This is a genomic window from Streptomyces halobius, assembly GCF_023277745.1.
GTDB classification, from domain to species: Bacteria; Actinomycetota; Actinomycetes; order Streptomycetales; family Streptomycetaceae; genus Streptomyces; species Streptomyces halobius.
In genome coordinates, this window is the sequence record NZ_CP086322.1 from 8,881,967 (window position 1) to 8,901,064 (window position 19,098).

The 19,098-nt window shown below is 67.5% G+C and carries 6 protein-coding genes; all 6 read right to left on the reverse strand.

The features are described 5' to 3' along the window. Positions 1-345: 345 nt before the first annotated feature. Genes K9S39_RS40355 through pglW form a run of 6 tightly spaced genes read right to left on the reverse strand, consistent with a single transcriptional unit; the run spans position 346 to position 18,759 of the window. Positions 346-2,478, reverse strand: coding sequence for a DEAD/DEAH box helicase (locus tag K9S39_RS40355; RefSeq protein WP_248868241.1), 2,133 nt, complete (start codon positions 2,476-2,478; stop codon positions 346-348). Continuing rightward, positions 2,475-3,803 (reverse strand): BREX system ATP-binding protein BrxD, encoded by a 1,329-nt coding sequence (gene brxD / locus K9S39_RS40360; RefSeq protein WP_248868242.1) that lies wholly within the window; start codon positions 3,801-3,803, stop codon positions 2,475-2,477. The genes K9S39_RS40355 and brxD overlap by 4 nt, the downstream gene beginning before the upstream one ends. Then, positions 3,800-6,589: a BREX-2 system phosphatase PglZ gene (gene pglZ, locus K9S39_RS40365; RefSeq protein ID WP_248868243.1), complete on the reverse strand. Its 2,790-nt coding sequence runs from the start codon at positions 6,587-6,589 to the stop codon at positions 3,800-3,802. The genes brxD and pglZ overlap by 4 nt, the downstream gene beginning before the upstream one ends. After that, the gene (locus K9S39_RS40370) at positions 6,589-10,518 is read right to left on the reverse strand and encodes a PglY protein (protein WP_248868244.1); all 3,930 of its coding nucleotides are present in this window, start codon (positions 10,516-10,518) and stop codon (positions 6,589-6,591) included. The genes pglZ and K9S39_RS40370 overlap by 1 nt, the downstream gene beginning before the upstream one ends. Further along, positions 10,515-14,303 carry a BREX-2 system adenine-specific DNA-methyltransferase PglX gene (pglX, locus tag K9S39_RS40375; protein ID WP_248868245.1) on the reverse strand — a complete coding sequence of 1,263 codons (3,789 nt, stop codon included), beginning with the start codon at positions 14,301-14,303 and terminating at the stop codon, positions 10,515-10,517. The genes K9S39_RS40370 and pglX overlap by 4 nt, the downstream gene beginning before the upstream one ends. Then, a complete protein-coding gene (gene pglW / locus K9S39_RS40380) occupies positions 14,263-18,759 on the reverse strand; it encodes a BREX system serine/threonine kinase PglW (RefSeq protein WP_248868246.1) in 4,497 nt (1,498 codons plus the stop codon). The genes pglX and pglW overlap by 41 nt, the downstream gene beginning before the upstream one ends. Positions 18,760-19,098: the final 339 nt, after the last annotated feature.

Sequence of the window (19,098 nt, forward strand, 5' to 3'; positions counted from 1 at the left end):
CAGCTCACCATGCCATGCGGGTCGCCGGCCGCGGCTCGCGCAGTGGTAACGCTCGATCTCGACCAGCGCGTGCCGACGGCAGGGTGGCCCGGGGAGAGCCGGGAACTTGGATGTCGGCGATGAGGGCAAGGGCTGAGCGAAGGCCGCGGTGGTGTGAGCGGACGCGGCGGAACAGTGCCGGTGACCGGAACACGTCGTGGCCAGGCCAGGGTTGGTGGGAAGTTTCTCAGCTACGGGTTGCGGGTGGGACCTGGCGGGCATGCAGGCCGACCTGGCGTTCTGAATGCGGCTCGGGAAAGAGGTGATTGTGTGTGCTGACATGGCCCGGGTCGTATGCGGCACAGGTCACTGGCCCAGAATCGTGAACCTCGAAGGTTCTTTGAGCACGGCCACTGCTCCGTCCAGGTCGGCGAGGCGTGCGGCAAGAGTGGCCTCCGCGAGTCGGGGCGGAAGCGTGGCGCTGAACTTCAGCCCGTTCAGGGCACGCGCGTCGACCGCTGGCAGACCCAACTGATCGGCGGCGACCGCTGTGGCCTTCTTCCACTCCGCGGCCGTCAAGTCGTCGCGGAGCCTCACGCATGTGTCGGTGGGACGCTGAAGGGGGTCAGCGACCGTGGTGAGCGTGCTGGTGAGCGTGGCATTTGCCCGGTAGCCTGCCCAGGTCCACCAGCGCACATTGGTGTCGCGTCCGCCGCGTACGATCACGGTCCCGTCGGGGTGTACCAACTCTGCCCTGTCCCCGCGGACCTGGGTCAGTGCGGCGTCGGCGCGCCGAGTGAGGGATACCGGGGGAGTGGCGCCGAGCAGTATCTCGCGCGCCGCGCGTGTCAGTTCGTAGGAGGTACCACGAGCAGCACCTGCGCCGCCCCAGCGTGCCTTGCCGCCACCGTCTACCGGTTCGACGAAGCAGCGGCGTCGCGACCAGTCGATATACGTCACCTGCCAGCTGCGCCCGGCAAGCAGCAGCCGTCTGGGACCCATCACTTCCTCGGTTAGTAGGGAGGGGTTGGTCGTGCCGATTTCGGTGCGGCCCGCGAGGACTGTGAATTCGGGAGCAGCGGTGAACACGGCCGTGAGGTCCATGAAGTGTCGGTAGCCGAAGCGCCGTTCTGCCTCAGGGCCGATGAACAGCATCCCACCGTCTCGCTCCAGGTACCCTTCGTCGATCAGATGGTGCACGATCGGCTCGGCCGAGGTGCCGAAGGGACCGAGACCGCCCCACCACTCATGCCAGAGCCGGTCTCCTACCCTGTGCTCCTGAAGGCATAGCGCCAACACCTGCTGGGCGACGATGTGCCGGGGCTCGGGCGGCGCCGTCACCGGCTCCACCCAGCCACGCGACCACAGCAGGAGCAGAGCGGCAGCGGCGAGCAGCCCTTCCTCGTCGACCGCGAGAAAAAGGCAGTTGCGGATGGTGCCGGGCCGTCGGCCGGTGCGGCCGAGCCGTTGGAGGAACGAGGCCACGGTGCCGGGCGCATCGATCTGGATGACGCGGTCCAAGTCCCCCACGTCGATGCCGAGTTCCAGTGTGCTGGTGGAGACGATCACGCAGTCCCGCGCGTCGGCGAACGCCTCCTCCGCCCGCCGCCGTTCGTCCACCGACAAAGATGCGTGGGACAGGAAGGTGGTCACCCCCTTGGCTCGCAGGCTTTCGCCCAGTTTCTCAACCTGGCGGCGCGATTCACAGAACACCAGCCGCTTCTCGCCGCGGTGCAAGGCGGCGACAACCGTGGCCGCGTTCTCCATGGAGCCCACGTAGTCGAGCTGGATATCGCCGGGTGGCGGCAGCACCGGGGCTTCGTCGCGCAGATGCGGGGCGACGACGCGTGCCTGGCGCCGGCCGCCTCCCGAGCCTTGAAGCCAGGTGAGTAGCTGCTCCGGGTTGCCTACTGTCGCCGAGAGCCCCACTCGCTGCACCGGCCTCCCGACGACACGCTCCAGTCGTTCGAGTACCGCCAGCAGATGCCAGCCCCGGTCGTCCCCGGCGAAAGCGTGCACCTCGTCGATCACGATCGCCTGTAGCCCGGAGAAGAAGGCACGGTGATCGACATTGGTACTGACCAGCATCGCCTCCAGGGACTCCGGCGTGGTGAGCAGAACATCCGGGCGCTCGCGCAGGATCTTCTTGCGGCGCGGCTGTGTTACGTCTCCGTGCCAAAGGGCCGCGGTCCGCCCCAGCCAGGCCGTGCACGTCTCCAGGCGTGGCAGAAGATTGTTCAGCAGCGCTTTCAGAGGACAGACGTACAGGACGGACGTGCCGGTCCAGTTCTCCGTCGCCATTTTCGACAGCAGGGGGAAGGACGCGGCCTCGGTCTTCCCGCCCGCGGTCGGGGCGAGGAGCACGGCGTCCGAGCTGTCGAGGAGCGGTTCGATCGCCTCTTCCTGGAGCGGCCGCAGACCTGACCAGCCCAGGGTGTTGACGATATGGTGCACGAGTCCGGGGTGGAGCCGGTCCAGTGGTTCGGGGGCACCCGTCATGGCAGCTCCAGCTCGATCTCATCGGCGCTGTCCGCTGCCGCGTTGCGCTCGATCTCGTTCAGCTCGGCGGCGTTCACCGTCAGCGCGTAGTGCCGCCGCGGATCGAAGTCCTCGAACTCGTCGACCCGGTCCAGTACGTCCGCGACGAGCTTGCGCAGGAACAGCCGGGGCGCGATGCCGGCGCGGCCGCCGAGCCTGCCCGTCATGGCCGTGGCCAGCTCCGCCACGTACGCGTCGTCGACCAACTCCGCGATGGATTCCGGACGTCGGGCCGCAATCGCGTACAAGTCCCGTACAGATCGGCCGAGTTCGCCGAGCCGTTGGAGATCGAATCCGGTCAGACGCAGCTGTACGGCCCTCGGTGAGTCGAAGCGTGGTTCGGTGGAGAAGTCGGTGGCCAGGCGTTGGGCGAGCGGGAGCAGCCGCTGCACGCCCTGCTGCCCGTCGTAGAAGGCGGGGGTGCCGGTGATCACCAGGAAGAGCCCGGGGAAGCGGCCCGCGTCGATCTCGTCGAGAAGCTGGCGCAGCGCGTTCAGCCCCTTCTCCCGAACGTCTCCGCGTACCCGCTGCACGGTCTCGATCTCGTCGAGGATCACCAGGAGACCAGGATGGCCGCAGTCTTTGAGCACGGTGAGCAGGCCCTGGAGGAAGCCGAGTGCCGCGAAGTGGTCGAGGTCGCCGCGCACGCCTGCGGCGCGCCGCGCGTGGGCGGCGACCGACTTCTGGCCGCCGAGCCAGGCAATGAGGGCTTCAGCGGTCGAGTTGTCCCCGGCCAGCGTGGCCTTGCGATAGCCCCGCAGGGCGGCGGAGAAGGCGGGCGTGGTCTGGGCGACGGCGCGCAACCTTTCCTCCATCAGTTTTTCGAACGCATCCTCCAAGGCTTCGTTTTCGTCAGCGAGTTCGGGGTGTGCCTCGTCCACCTCCCCCTCAAGGGTGTAGAACCAGCCGTCGATCACTGAGCGCAGCGCGCTGGCCGATTCTGTCGCGGTGGTCAGCCGCTCGGTGAGCCGGCGGTAGACGGTTTCCAATTTGTGCAGCGGGGTCTCCGTCTCCGAGATTTGGATCTCGGCGGTGGCGAGTCCTGCCCGCTTGGCCCGCTCGGCGAGCCAGCGGGCGAAGAACGTTTTGCCGGACCCGTACTCGCCGCGGATCGCGTGGAAGGCCGCGCCTCCTGTCGCGATCGCGGCGATCCGCTCGTCAAGGGCGGGCGCAAAACGATCCAGGCCGACGGCGAACAGGTCGAGCCCCGACTGGGGCACGGTCCCGCGTCGCAGTGCGTCGATGACCTCGCGGCGGCGAGCCGCGCTGACGGGCGCGGCGCTCATGTACTCCCCTCGTTTCCTCTGGGCAGTTCGAACTGCTCACGCAGGGTTTCGCGATTGAGTCGGACTCTGGTCCGGGAGTCGATCAGGCTGACGATCTCGTAGCCCTCGACATTCAGCAGCCGGGTCAGTTGGGTCACCAGACCGTCCGCCTTGGTGTTCTTCCGGCCGCCTGCCGCGATGAAGGCGGCGAGGACGGCCGGCAGCGAGAGCGTGCCGCCCGCAGCATCAAGGTGGTCGATCACGGCGGCCACCGCCTTCCGCGGTGGGGCCATGCGGACGAACACGCCCTGACGCCCGTAGATCTTGGTGTCGACGACCTGACGACCGAGCGTGGGCAGGGTTGCCGACTGGACGGGATCGGCCCCCACGGCAGGCACCTCAACCGCCTCGTCGGTGGTGCGTTCGCCCTCCGGCGGCCGTGTGTTCGGCTTCGCGGTCGCCGTGTTCTTCGTGGGCTGCGTGACACCGGCATCAGGGGGCGGTGACTGCCCGTGGTCCGCCTCCCACCACGACGGCTGTATGGACTCACGAGGCAGCTCAGACCAACCTGCCGGTGCGGAGTCCGCCGACGGAGCCAGAACCAGCACCGGTACGGTCATCTCGGCCAGCGAGGCACCACCGTGGTACCCGGCTTTGCGAGGGGAGTAGCGGATCTCCTCCGACCAGGGCACGGTGACCCGGCCACGGTTCTCCAGGACCCGCGGCCCGGCCAGGACAACCTCGCCCTCTGCGGCCGCTGTCCCCGTACGCCACCGTGCCGCCTCAACCCCTTCCGCGGCCAGCAGCGGCGTCCCGGGCCCGGTCCGGTCAAGAACATGGCCATGGGCGGATACCAGCACCACAGGACGCCCCTGTCCACGCGCAGAGTTCAGGAGTTCAGGAAGGTACTTCACCTTGTTCACGGTCCAGTCGGCGAGCGCACTCTGCTGCCCGTGATCGAGGCTCTCAGCGAGGGCGTTCAGCACAACGCCGACCACCGCATCCGAGGCGATGGCGGCGACCAGCCGTGGATCGAGCGGGTGGCCGGCGGAACCGGCGATGTCGCTCTTGTGGAAGAGGCACGCCGTACGCTGGTGCTGCCGCCAGAACGCGGCGAACCCTTCTTTCTCCACCTCCTCTCCGCCCATGGCCGGCTGTCCGCACAACAGGGTGGCTCGGCTGATCACCGGCACCGACGGCACCATCGCGACGAAGGCCGCCCGGCGCCCTCCGGCAGCCAGCTCGCTCCACCGTCCCGCACCGGTCAGCTCCTCGCCGAGCTGCGCCGCGACCGCGCTGTTCATGCCGTCGAGCACAAGAACCAGCGGCGGTCGCTTTCCCGGGGCCGCCAACTTCACCGCGACCCTGCGCAGCACGTCCTCGACCAGCTGTGCTCTGCCGCTCTCCGCTGTTCCGGCGTGCTGCGTCCATGGCCCGAGCTCGGCTGCGAAGGCCTCGTCGAGGGCAGCCCGCCGCCTTCTCGCCGCCTCGTGCACGGTGCGGTATGCGCGGGCCAACTCCGGTTCGGCGTCGGCGCCGCCCACCCACAGATGGGCCAGCGCGCGGTCTACCCACCCCCAGTCGGCAACATGTGCGTGCACGGCCTGGTCCACCGAGGACAGCACCGGCTGCGGTGTGTCCAGCCAGTGCCTCAGCCGTACGGCCATGCGTGCGAGCTCGACCCGCTGCGGCCAGAAGACGGCCGCCAGACGATGTTCCCGTACGTGTTCCCAGGCGGTCTGCGCCGCCTGTGGCCCTTCGGAGAGCACCTCGGCGAAGCGGTGAAGCCGTGCCTGGAACCCAGACGGCAGAAAGGGGTTGTCGGCGAGTTCGGCCGTCAGATGGGCGCTGTCCGCTAGCCGGTCGGCCTGCGCCAGTACGTCGAGGACCTGTTGCCGTGCTTGCTCGCTCTGTGGTCCGCGCCCTGCGGCCTCGCCGATCCACCGGGTCAGTGTGCCCTCCACCGCCCGTGCGTAGGCGCGGAGCTCGGAGGGACGAAACCCCACCATGCCGAAAAGTGTGCCAAGCGCAACGGCGGCGTCGGCCGACGCGGCATCCCCGGTCATGACGGAAGCCAGCACACCAAGGGCGGTTGCCTCCGCTCCCCGGCCGTTGAGCGCGAGCCTCAACAGCAGGGGGGCGGCTTCGCCCGCGCTCTGTGCCAGCCAGTCGGCGATGCCCTGCTGCTCGGCCTCCGGCAGTGCGGCGAAGCGCTCGGGGCCACCGGGTGTACGGGACCAGGCGAGCAGCGCGTCGACGTCCACCGACACGCCCTCATCGAAGACGCTCTCCAGGCCGAGCCTCACCCCGACCAGGGCGCGCATGGCCGCATCGAGAGTGAGTACGGCCCCGCGTTGCGGCCAGCCGTCCACCGGCTCGGCGGAGATCAGCGCGGTCGGCAGCCACAGCCAGGGGTCGCGCCGCATCCGCGGGTCGAGGTCGGCGGCACCGAAGAGCTGCCGGACGATGTCGGCCTCGTCCACGGCGATAACTTGCGACCGCACCATTTCACCCAGCAGATCGAGGCTGAGCTGTTCGCCGCGCACATCGGTGGTGACCACGAGCAAGTCCGTGCCGACGGCGTTGAGATGGGCCTGCCAGGCGTCGGTGAGGCCGAGCACCGAGGTGGTATGCGTCACCCGGACTTTGCGGCGCTCGCCGTCGGCCACGGGCACGGTGAACTCCTCAGGGCCGTCGGCGTATTTCCCGTGGACCAGCACAAGGCGCCTGCCCTTGGTCCGGGTCAGACGTGTGCTGAGCAGCCCGGTGAGGACACGCTGGTCGAGTTCGGGCACTGTGGTTCCCATCAGCCCTCGCCGCCCGGCACGCTCGTGCTGTCGCCCTGGGCATCCAGCACATGCCAGTTGATCTCGATCTCGATGCCCGGGTGCGCCGCGACGAAGTCACGGATCTCGTCTTGGACGTCGGATAGCGCCCGGCTCAGAGCGCCCTCCAGGATGCTTTCGTTCTCCGTTGCCTTGATGCGCCGCGACCTGCGGGCGGCCGGCGACGGTGTCGATGCGGTCGTCGAGGACAGTTGCAGCTTGTCATGCACAGTGAGGTTCACGCCCCCGGCACCCGAGTGGACGACAGGGATGGCCGCTTTGCGTTCGGCAGGTGATGGTTCGGGCGCCACCGGCTCGACCGGGGCCACCGGTACGACGGGTGCCACCGTGCTGAGGCGTGCCGCCTCGGTAATGAGGGCCACGGCCTGGCTGCGCCCTCCGGTGAGCACAGCGGCCAGTTCGGTGTCGAACTCATCGGCCGCCGCCGCGTTCGCGATCTCGGTGAGCAGCCGTGTGGACCGGTCGGCGAGACCGTCCCCCCGCTCCGTGTACTTCCGTACGCTGTCGATGAGATCCCAGTCAGTTCCCTCCAACGCGTCGAAGACCCGCTGCGCCGAGGACAGCGTCTTGGCGAGCACCACGTCGGTGGTCGGGTATGTCGACGCCGCCAGATCCCGTACGAGCGGGGTGGCTTCCTGGGTCTGCTTGATCCGCGCAAGCATGTCGGCTGCGTCGCGTACCGACTGCTCGCGCGCGGTCGGCGCATCCTCGCTGATGCCGAGGGCGCCCCGGTACCTGTCCAGGGCACGTCGTAGCCCGTTCACGGCCGTCTCGCGTTCCATGGCTTTCGCGTAGGCGTCCGCCGCGAGCGCGTTGACGTTCCTGGTGAACAACACCTGCGGCACGCTTGTGCCGAACAGTGCCGCGGCCCGGGTGTGCGCCTCGGCGAACTCCTCCTCACTCGGTAGCTCCTGTGCGCGCAGTGCCCAACCGGCGCCGAACTGATCCAGGGCGGGGGCTGGTTCGGCCTGGCCGTGGTAGATCCAGGAGCGGTCCGAGAGTAGCGCGTATGTCGCGATGACCACGTTGGAGACCAGCCGGTCAAGGCCCGTCCAGCCGAGCTCGGCGATCCACGTGCGGATGTCCTCGACCGCGAAGTCGCCCTTCGCGCCGTGCCTGGCGGCCTGCTGGTCGATGAGGCGGCGCCAGTCCGTGGACACGTTCAGAGGCCCGTCGTGCACCTCGCCAAGCTCCAGCGGGTGCACGATGCGCGCGACATCCGCGAGATCACGGCTGTCGACCACGACTCGCCGCGAGCCGTCGTCCATGGCCTTCACGATCCACTCATACGCCATTTTGAACTTCGCGGGGGCGACCGCTTTACGGTCCTCCTTGCGGTCGAAGTTCGGGTGCTTGGGGTACATCGCGTCGAGCAACCCGTCGGCGAGCTTCAGCAGGTTGTACTCGAAGGCACCGCCTCCCTGGAGCTGTGGGGGGTGCCCGGCGAAGAGCGAGTGGACATGCCTGCCCTCTGTGACCTGGGCGCCCAGGTCGGTATCGACGGCCTTGGCGAGCCCGTACACCTGATGGAGTACCTGGCTCAGCTGGGAGACGAGCGTCTCGCGCTGCGCCTCAAGCTGGTGCCTGACCCGCACCTGGTCGTCGGAGGACAGATGGGTCGCGAACTCCTTCAAGTGGTCGCGGTCGAGCAGGTAGTTGATCTTCAAGAGCCGGCCGAGTTGGGCGCCACGTCGAGAGGAGAAGAAGGACGGTAGCCACACGATGGTGGCGGCGTCGGGATTGCTGCGCTGCAGCTCGAAGACCCGGTTCTCGTCGGCGCTGGGCAGACCGTCCTCGTCGAAGGGATAATCGATCAGGAACCGGATCCGGTCCGGCGCGGACGGTTCGAACCAGACATCCGGCAACAGCTGAGTATCGCGCACGTTCTCGCAGACGAACTCGGCCGTCCGTCGTGTGCCGTGCCAGATGATCTCGCGTTCGGCGACGATCGCGCCGTTGTCCTCGATGTTCAGCTCCTGCCACAGCCATTCCTGAACCCAGCGCTTGCGGGCGCCTATGGTGTCCTTCTCACCGACACTGTCCAGAATCGGTTCTACGTCCAGATCGGACAGATGCAGCGTGAACACCGGGTCCGAGTCGTTGCCGTCGCTGCGCAGCTCGCCGGGGAACTGCGCCTGCAGCTCCCGCATCCGATGGATGACGATGCGGTCTTCCTGCCCGGTGCGGGAAATGATCGACCCGTGGTTCAGCGCATTGAGCCGGGGCCCCGTGAGCCGTGCGAGGGCGGGGACTTCAGGAGCGAGGTAGGCGAGCAGCATTGTCTTGATGAACCGCTCGTCCGCCTTGAACTTCTTGTCGTCCTCAGAACCGTACTTCTCCAGCAGGTGCTCGCGCACCCTGCTGTGGAAGCGGGTCGCAGCCTCGGCCTCGCTGCGCAGCCGGTCGGTGAACGCCTCTCCCATGCCTTCAGCCAGCACGTCCCACAAATCACCCAGCGGAATCAGCTCGCCGACCACCATGTCGTCGCGCCGCTTGTAGAGCATCTGCTGGAGCAGCTTGAGGCCGGTGCGTTCGCGTTGGAGCGCCCCGGAGAGCGCGACCAGGACGTTGAGCAGAACGGGTGAGAGTGGATATAGGGACTTAAAGTCGGCCCAGTCGGCGTGAGTGGCGCCGTTTACGTCGAGAAGTACGTCGCGCACGGACTGGTTGGAGGTCTCGATCCGCGCGAAGGCCGCTTCGAGCGCGGCCTTCGCGGAGTCGTCCTTCGGTTTGAGGACCCGCTCCTTGATGATCTCCGGAAGGTTGCGGTCCTCCAGTTTGATCGGGTCGATTCGCCCTGCCAGATAATTGACCTGCTGTTCCAGGTTCTTGGCGTCCGCGCCGACCGCGTCCGATCCGATCAGCTCGGACAGGTCGCGCTGACGAGAGATGAACGAAACGATCGGCAGCGCGCGACCGCCCGTCCCGGACTCGATCACCTTGACCAGCTTGTTCACCTCGTCATTGACGAAGGTCCGCTTGGTCAAGTGCGCTTGGAGCCACAGAATCAGCTCGTCGAGGAAGAGAATCAGGCCGTCGTAACCAAGAGACTTGGCATGCCGGCTGATGATGTCCAGCCCGTTCTCAAGGGGTAGGAAGGCGTTCTTCGCGCCGAGCGCGCCACGGGAGTACGAGGAGTACGGCCCTGAGAGGAGAGCCGACGCCAGCCAGTCACGGACCGAATCACCTGGAGCGGCCGCGAAGGCCTGGTCGAGGAGGTTCGGCGTCCAGACCTTCGGGGCCTCCTTGGCGTCGAGGTTCTCCAGATCTCCTTCATCGTCCGCGGCGGGTGCTGAGCCGGTCTCGTTCTCGGGTTGCGGCAGCGCTGGGTTGCCGAGCCAGCGAACGAACTCCGCGTCGTCACTGAAGAACTCCCGCTGGCCGCGCGCGTCGTCGAACATGGCGTCCGCACGGTAGACCGGCGGCACCGGGGCGTCCGGGTGCAGCCGGGACACGGCCGTCACATAGCCGCCGAGGATCGCCGAATCCAGGTCCGTCGCCCCGACCAGGTGGAACGGCACCATCAAGAACGTGCGATCCCGCAGCCACGCGTCATGGTCCGCGATGACCGGCTGGAGCTTCGGCTTGGTGCGTGCGGCCGGATCGTTGGACAGGATCGCGTGCAGCACGGTCATGAAGTGGCTCTTACCAGAACCGAACGAGCCATGCAGATACGCCGCGTTGGACGTCTCTGTCTGTACCGACGCCTGCACGATCTTCAGGGCTCTGCGCAGCGCCTGTTCCAGCTGTGGGGTGACCACGTACTCGCGTACGCGCTTCGCCGTCTCCTCGAACCCTCCGGAGAGCTCAACCTTGAACGACCCGGCCAGGACCTCCTGGGACAGATCGAGTACGTCCCGGAGGTAGAGGTCGCCGCCCCTGCTACTCATGTGTCTGCTGCCGCCTTCTCTGTGGCCGTCTTCTTCTCGGTCGTCTTCGCACTCGTCTTCCGTGCCCGGCTCTTCTTCACCGGGCGCCAGTCGGCGAGAGTGGCGGGGGTGAGCTTCTCCCGCTCCAACTCCCCGTCGAGGAAGCTCTGGAACTCCTCAGCGGCAGACAACTCCCCCCACTCGTCGTCCACGTCGCCGAACCACTGCCGTAGCCACGGCATCAGCTCCGCGATCCCGGCGAGCAGTGGTACGAGCCGCTCAACGGGCCAGTCCTGGTGCTTGCGCCGGTCGTTGACGAGGTTCAGCAGGGCGCTGGCCCGGTCGCGCTGGTCCCAGCCGGCCCAGCCGAGGAGCAGGGTCGGGTCGGAGCCCGGGCTGGCGTCCGGGTAGGACACGAACCGTTCCTTGGGGACGTCGAGCTTCCCGCGGTTCGACCAGTACCCCGAATTGGCGAAGTCCGCTGAGGTGTACTTCGGCGGTACGGCGATGTCGCGCCGCTCGCCCGTACGATCTTCCTCGCGCTGCTCTTTCCAGACCTTCTCCCATTGCGCACGCTTGCGCAGACCGGAGTCCTTGTAGCGGTACGCGGCGAGGAACGGCACGTGCTCGTTCTCGATCACGTCCTGGAGGACCTGGGTGAGAGAGAGGTTCGGCTTCCCGAGATCGGTGGCGTACAGAGAGGCGGTGTTGAGGATCGCATCGGCGTCCGACCGCCGCTCCAGCTTGTCGGCGAGCTGACCTATGGTGAGGGTGCGGGGCTGCTCGAAGCCGTTGAGGACATGGAACCAGAGGCCCTTATCCTCACACCGGTCAAGCAGCCAGGTGCGGAGTGCCGCCTTCTCCCGCTTCTCCCAGGGGTCGGCCGCCCAGCGCCGCTTGCACTCGGGACGCTCGATGAGGGCGATGTCCCGGCGGGCGGCGATGGTGTCGATGCGGGCCTGCACGATGTCCCGGTACCAGTCCGGCCAGTGGGCCGTGACCTCGGTGACAGGGGTGGATCCGTGGCGGTCGAACCAGGCGGTCTCGATCTCCCCGGCAGCCTGCTTCCGCGCGAGCACGATCTCGAACGCCCGCTCCCCCAACTTCACGTGGGGAATGGTGGTGGGCGCGGGGGAGGGGGCGGTGAGCTGCGCCTTCTCAGCGTCAGTGAGCAGCCCGTAGGAGTGGTACACCTCCCAGTCGAGCTCCTCTTGGAGCGCGATCATACGCCGGCGGGTACGGGTCCAGGCTTCGCGGGCGGCGTCAAGCCGGGCCCGGGTGGGAGGCTCGGCGCCGGACCCGCATATGGCCGAGGGCTCGTGGGCGGCGAGCTCTTGGGCGAGGGCGTCTAGGGAGCGGCCGAGGGTGAGGGGGAGCTGGGCGGGGAGAGGGAAGTCTTGGAGTTTGGTGCCGGTGAACTCGTAGCGCTCTTCCCAGGCTTCGTCCTGCATCCCGCGCCCTGTACCACCGCCTGCCTTAGCTTGGCTGACTTGCTTGAGCCAGAAGCACGCCGTCGATGAGTTGAGCACTCCGAGCAGCGCCAGGTGCCCGTCCTCGCCGGTCCTCTCCGGCAGCTTGATCACCGGAGCGGACTGCTTGAAGACCTTCCCGCCTCGGTCCAGTACGAAGTGGTTATGTGTTGCCACGAACGCGAACGTGATCGATAAGGGCGTCTCGAGTTTGCTCGTCGTCAGCCGTCCGAATTCAGACCACTTGAGTCCACCTTGGACTTTCGTCTGGCGGCCGAAGAGGAAGTTGTTGGCCAGTGTGGTGCGGCACGGCCACATGTACCGTAGAAGAGGCTCTTCGTCCTCAACGTCGATGGGAGTGAAGTCCTCTGAGTAGGGGAAAGCACTGACGCCGAATCCCCTGCCGTCCCAATCGCGAAGAAGCTCGCCAGTTACCATCGAGCGGGTGAATGTCCGAGGGATCTCATGGCGATCTGCGCTTCTTTGCGGGAGCAAGTAAAGGTCATCTTCGAGTGTGAAGCACGTGATTCCGGCCGAGTCACTGGAATCCTTGAGGATGGCGGTTCTCTGCTGCTCGATCGCGGTGAACAGTGCGCTTGCCCCGCCGCCGCTTACACTCCACGGGTAGTCCGCGAATCTGGCACGTTTCACAGACTCGACGGACACCCATTCCGACTCGCTTCCTGGGGTCCCGATCTGGTCGACGATCGCGTTCCAGACGTACCCCTCCTCTGCGGCCGCGGGCTGTGCCGGCTCTCCCCGCACCCCCAATACCGCGCGAACCGGTTCATTCTGTCGTGGCACATGGTTCCGCCCGACCAGAATCACCGTAGGCGTCCCATGCCCCGGAATATACGCCCCCGACGTATCAATCACATGCGTCAGGTGTACCTTCAGCCGGAAGAACTCCTCGATCAGCTTCTTGCCGAACTCCCTCTTCATAAACGAGTTCGCCGTAATCTGCCCGACGTATCCCGCGTCCCGATCCGACCCCGACGTACGCACCGCGAGCTGGAACAGTCGCTCAGCGAACGGCACCGACAGCGCGTACTTTCCCGAACAGGCCTCATATACCCGGTAGTTGAGGTTCTCCTGTTTATCCTTCACCGTGATGTACGGCGGATTGCCGACGACCACATGGTACGAGTCTCGCGTGAGCAGGTCGCAGCGCTCCGCATAGTCCTCGATGTCCTCGGGCCGGTAGTGGAAGACCTCTTGGGAGGAGAAGAGATCCTCGTCGTCCCGTTTGGGTGCTCCGCGCCCATGCAACAGCGAGTCCCCCACCGCCACATTGATCGGAAACTCCCCAAGTGTGTCAAGCTGCTGTTTCTCCGCAGCCTTTAACACGGCCACCAGAAGCCGAAACCGTGCAATAGCCACCGCGAACGGGTTCTTGTCACACCCGTGAACTGCCGTCAGTGCCCGCCGGATCAGTGCCCAGTCGTCCGCACCCTTATCCGCTTCGCGCCACTTCGCCAGCAACCGCTCGAATAACCCCAGCAAGAAGTGGCCCGAGCCGCACGCCGGGTCGATCGTCCGGAGTCCGGCGGGAAGTTCGCGTACGACACCATGTCCGTCCACGATCTCGACGACCGGTTCTAGGCCGAACTCCGCCACCGCGGGCTCCAGTGCCAGATCGAGGATGAATTCCTCGACGAATACCGGCGTCTGCAGGAGTGCGTACGTCTTGCGTGCGTGCTCGCTCAGGTCCTGGTACAGGTCGCCCAGGAAGCGAGTGTCCAGGTCGGGGTCCACGAACGAGTGGACCGTCTCGCCGTCTGGCCCGACCCGCCGCCAGAACTTCAGCAGACCCGTCGCCGCCTCGTATGAAGGGGCTAACTCCCACAGCGGGTTGTGCGCACGGTCGAAGAGGCCCGCCACTGTGGGGTTCGTCCCGGCCAGGTGGTCGAATGCCGCGGTGATCCAGTCGCGGTCGTTCTTCTCGGGGTGCGCGGTGAAGAACGCCACCGCGTGGTCCTCCGCGTCTTTGAGGCGGTCCCCGACGCCGGCCAGCCAGGCCCGCTCCACCAGGCCGTTGTCCTCGCAGAACCGAACGAAGACACATCCGAGCACCCACGCCGCCGCGACCTGTGTGACGCGCTCGTCACGCCACGTCTCGTACGTGGCTGCCGTACGCCCGGCCGCGTAGGCGTGCGTGTACTCGTCGGTGAGAGAGGTGCGGTAGGCCTCCACCGCGTCGGCGCGCGCTCGCAGATCGTCCTCCAGGACCGCGACCTGTTTGCGGAGGTCCTTGAGCAGATGTTCCTGATGAGCCTGGCCGACTCCGCTACCAGCGCTACCGCGCACACTCACTGTGGTAATCCCCCTCGTTCTCATGCTCGCCAAGCTGTTCGGCCGACGCCGCGGCCAAGTCCTTCAGGAAGTCCCCGGTCAGCACCACGCGTTCCGCGTCGCCACCGGTCACCTCCACCGTGCGCCCGTCCAACTCCGGTACTCCCTGCGGGTTGTGCGAGGGGGTCAGCAGCCAAAGACCGTGTGGCCTGCCGCCCGGCTTTCGTGCCTCGCGCTGCAAGCCCACGAGGACCTCGTGTCCGCCCGCCTCGTAGTAGTGGGCGAGCAGCCCGGCCGTGTGGAGGAAGAGGACGGTTCCGGTGTCCCGGCCGGCCACCTCCTCAAGGCGGCGGGCTACCCGAGGCCAGACGCGCACGACGAACGACCGGAGCCCCCTGGGCAGTTCGCCGCTCCTGGTGTATCGGGTATCCGCGCCGAGTACCTTGGACCAGTCCGTAGCGTGCCCACTCGCAAGTGCCCGGAACTCGGCGAGGAAGACCCTCGCCAGGTTCACCGGGACCACAGGGAACGCGCCCGCCAGAGCGTCCGCGACCGAGCCCGCCTCGCTGCGCAGCCGTTTGACGTCCGTGTTCAGTGCGAGGAACCCCCCTTCCCGCGCGGCGGAGTTGAGCTTCGCGGCGAGTAGTGCGGACACGTCGCGCCCGGCCGCAGCCAACGCACCTGCGGCACCGCTCGCGGTCACCGTGCCCGTCGTAGACGAGTGCAGCCAGCTGCTACCGCCCGCTGCCGAGACCGGCACCGACGGCTTGAAGCGCGCCTCCGCCATGTCGTAGAGGAGAGGGAACCCGGCCCTCTTCAGTGCGTCCTCGACCTCGACGCAGGTCGGCTTGCCAAGCTCCATTTCTGGGAAGCGGGAACGGAGCCTGGCCAGCAGCCCCTCCAGGCTGATGCCGACCTCGCGCCGTACCCCGGCCGCTGCCTGCGAGATCTGAAGGGCCCGCGAGAGCTCAAGAGCCCGGGGGTACAGTTCGAGCCGCGGCGACGCGGCCGCGCCTGTCGACGTGGCGGCGGCCAAGGTGACCAGGCGGGCATCCGGCAGCGGATCCATGCCCTCCGGGGCGGGGACAGCCCGCAGCTCACGCAGCGCCACGGCGCGGTCCGGCAGCGGATCGGCTGCGACAACCGTCTCGGCGGTGTTGCCCAATTCAACGGCATAAGCGGCGAGTTCATCGGGTGTCGGATCGTCGTCGGAGCCGTACAGGGACTGTAGGGCGATAAGCACCCGTCCCCCGCGCCGCAGCTGTGCGAGCCGGGGTTCGTGGTCCTCGTCGCGTCCGGTGAGCAGCGTCTCGGCGGCGACTGCGGCCCGTACGACCGCGAGGGCGGCGGCTTCTGTGTCCTTGGTGGTCTCACTCTGCGAGCCATGGCCCGCGGCCAGCACCCGGGCGAGCTCGCGGGTGGTCATCACGCGGCCGGCATCCCGGACGGAGTCCACCAGCTCGTCGCGCAGAAGGGTCATCCAGCCGGCGGCGACCCACTCGCCGATCGCCGTACCGAGGTGCTTGGAGACGGTGTACTCGGAGACTTTGACCGTCCCGGCGACCTGCCGGTTGGTCGGCCAGGTGCCCGGCTCGCAGGTGCCGTCGAGTCCGAGCCAGGCCGCGACGACCTGCGGCCGCTTGTTGTCCCTGCGGCCGGGCGGCACGGGGTTGAGGAGGGCGGCGAGCCGTTCCACGTTCTGCCGGGCGTCGTGCTCGGCGCCGAGCCGGCCGTCTGCCGGGCCGCACGCGACGACGGGCGTCGCGGCAGGGGCCGTGTGTGAGGCCTTGGGCCTCTTCGGCCTCAGCGCGGCCGTCCACTGCCGGTGGCGCCGGTTGAGCTCCTTCTTGACGACCGCGCCGATCCCGCGCTTTTCCCTGAAGCGGGGCAGCGGTACGTCGAGGAGTTCCTCGACCGTCACCGCGCCGAGCTCCTCGGCTACCGCGGCCGCTCGTTCGGTCAGACCGGCGTCCTTGAGCGTGGTACCGAGCTTCGCGTTGTCCGCGTACAGGTCCCGGATGTCCTGCTCGGACAGACCTTCCGGCAGTCCGTCCGCGCCGAGGTGCGAGACGGTGTCCGTGGTGGGCGGCGGCTGCGTGCGGTCGGCCTCGGTAAAGATCGCCCGCCAGGCGTCCCGCATCTGCCGAAGTGATTCGAACCGGCGGTTGACGTCCCGGTGCAGGGCCCGCTCGAAGAATGTCTTGAGCCCGGGACCCAGTACCGCCACGAAGGCGTCGGTGTCGATCAACGGAAGTTCGTCGTCGAGCGCAGTGAGCGGGTCATCTTGGCCGTTGCCCCACACAGGGCGCGAGGCGGCGGCCATCTCATGCAGGACGATGGCGGCGGCGTACCGCTCGGCATAGTCGTCGTAGACGGGGCGGCGGGCGTCGCCGAGGAACGGATCGAGATAGCCGCGGGTGCCCGCCTTGATGTCCCGGTCGGAGACATTCGCCAGCGAGAAGTCGAAAAGCATCAGCTGCTGGCCGCCGTCTTCCCGGAGCTTGATGCCGAGATTGTCGGGCTTGAGATCGCGGTGTCGGACTCCCCTGGCCGCGAGGTCATCCAGCGCGGTGAACAGGTCGTCGCCGAAGGAGGCCAACTCCTCGTAGCCCAGCTGTCCATGACTGGCGAGGCGCTGGGCGAGGGTGTCGGGGCCGGCGTACTCCAGGGCGAGTGCGGTCCGCCCGGCGACTGTGCGCGGGCCCTCGTAGAGCTTGACTATGCGTCCGCTGCTGATCTGTTGCAGCGCCGCCGCCTCGGAGGCAAGGCGTTCGTTCTTCTCAGCGTCCAGGGCGACCTTGAGGACCCGCTCCTCCTCCACCTGCCGGCCGTGTTCGTCCTCGCTGACACGCGTCACATACAGCGCACGGGCCGTGGCGCCCGAGCCGAGAACTCGCTCCACGGTCCAGTCGCCGTCCACAGCCTGGCCGGGGGTGGCGGAGAGCGGGTCGGCCTCCACGGCGACGGCGTGTGCGGCGATGGCCTGCTCGGCCTCGTCGAGATGCCTGAGGAAGGCATCGGCGGAGTCCAGCCGGTCGTCGACGGAGGCCCGAGTGGCGGTATACACCAACTCGTCGAGCCCGGAGTCCACGGCGTCACTGACCGCATACATGTGCAGGCCGCCGTCGGCCGCGAGCCGCTCCTTGAGGGCGGTACGGGTCTCGGCGGGTGGCATCCCGGTGAGGATGTGGTGGGCGATCGCGCCGAGACCGAAGACGTCCAGGTCCACCGGGTCGGGGTGGTCGGCGTCGGTCTCGGGCGCGAGATAGCACTGGGCGGCGTCCTCGATGTGCTCTCCGGTGAAGGAGCTCGCGCCCAGCGTACGCAGCGTGGTGGTGTCGAAATCGCGGGCCGACGCCTGCCAGTCGATGATCCGCAGGACCGGGTCGCCGCCGCTTTCCCTGGCGGTGACGTACACCGAGCGTGCGGCGAGGGCACGGTGGTAGAGCGAGCGGCGGTGTGCATAGCGGACAGCTTCGGCGAGCTGGCGGACCATGTCGCGACGTACTGCGTCCGGCAGCTTCGCGCCGTACACGGCAAGGTAGTTGTCCAGCCGCAGATCGCTCTCGCGGTGCCGGAAGAGGATCGCGGGGCCGCCCTGGTGCTGGCGCAGCGTGACGGCCTGGGAGATACCGCGATGGTTGATGCCCTGGAGCACCTGGTACTCACGCTCGGCGGCGCGGGTGGCGGAACGCCGTTTCTCCTCGCTTGCCTGCTGCTCGACGAGATAGACACGGACCCGGCCCTCTTCATGGATCAGGTCCTTGCGCTTGGCGAGCCGGTCCTCCCAGGTAGGTCCCGCGTCCAGGGGACGGGAGGAGAGCTTCCAACCGTCACCGAAATCCAGGTGGGCGGTGGAGGCCCGTACTCCGATCTTCTTCATCAGCTCGGGCAGGTGGCGGGTGAAGTCCTCGCTCACTCGCCAGTTTTCGCGCTCCGGCGGCAGGGAGAGGAAATCGTCCCAGATTCCCGGGAGGCCGCTCTGAGACCCGTCACGTCCGTACACATGAGCGCGCTGCACCGTGTCCAGATCGCTCTGCAGCAGCGGATCTGACAGGAAGACCGCTGCGTCGATGCGCGGGACGCGCGGGGTCCGATGGGGATAGAGCTCCCTGGCGGCTTCTTGGAGACGGTACTTGAGCTCCTTGGACTTGAGATCGGTGAGGTGCAGCGGGTTGCGGACCGTGCGGATCCGGCCGTCCGGCGCGTGGAAGCTCCAGGTGTCACCATGGTTGACGACTCGCCCGGGGTGCCCTTTGAGCTCGACCAGAAACAGGCCGCGGGGCACGGCGATGAGCAGGTCGCACTCGTTGATACGGCCACTCATGGCGGTGAATGCGAAGGTCGCCCAGGCGTAGTGCGGGGCCGTGACCGGCATCCGCTGCTTGATGTGATCCAGAGCTGTTTGCTCCCAAGGGAAGGGAGAGGGCCGCGTCTGGCACCAGCGCTTCGGCTGGTGCTGGCCGGGCCTGGCGCCTGTCGGGCCGCCTGCTGCCGCCACCGCCGTTCACCGCACCTTTCCTCTGCCGGATCCGCACGGCTCGCCAGCATGACCCAGTCGGCGGTGATGCTATGCGGTGAATCGCAGCATTTTAAATATCGTCAGTCTATGAACTGAACATCCTGCCAGGTCGGAGGTGGTTTCGCAGAGCTCCCGCAGAAGAGCTGGGACGGGTGTGAGGTAACGGAACAAGGGACAGAATTTTGGCCATCGGTATCAAGCCAATTTTGATCCGGGCGTTCAGACGCGCGGGGGAGTCCTGTCTACGATCACGCAGGAGTCACTCGGCAGGGACGTGGACTGCCGGGACAGCAACAGCCATGAGGGACAGGGGGAGCG

Excerpts from the sequence above, each read along its gene's own strand:
- K9S39_RS40355 (WP_248868241.1), bottom strand. The coding sequence starts at position 2,478 with ATGACGGGTGCCCCCGAACCACTGGACCGGCTCCACCCCGGACTCGTG.
- brxD (WP_248868242.1), bottom strand. The coding sequence starts at position 3,803 with ATGAGCGCCGCGCCCGTCAGCGCGGCTCGCCGCCGCGAGGTCATCGAC.
- pglZ (WP_248868243.1), bottom strand. The coding sequence starts at position 6,589 with ATGGGAACCACAGTGCCCGAACTCGACCAGCGTGTCCTCACCGGGCTG.
- pglX (WP_248868245.1), bottom strand. The coding sequence starts at position 14,303 with ATGAGAACGAGGGGGATTACCACAGTGAGTGTGCGCGGTAGCGCTGGT.
- K9S39_RS40370 (WP_248868244.1), bottom strand. The coding sequence starts at position 10,518 with ATGAGTAGCAGGGGCGGCGACCTCTACCTCCGGGACGTACTCGATCTG.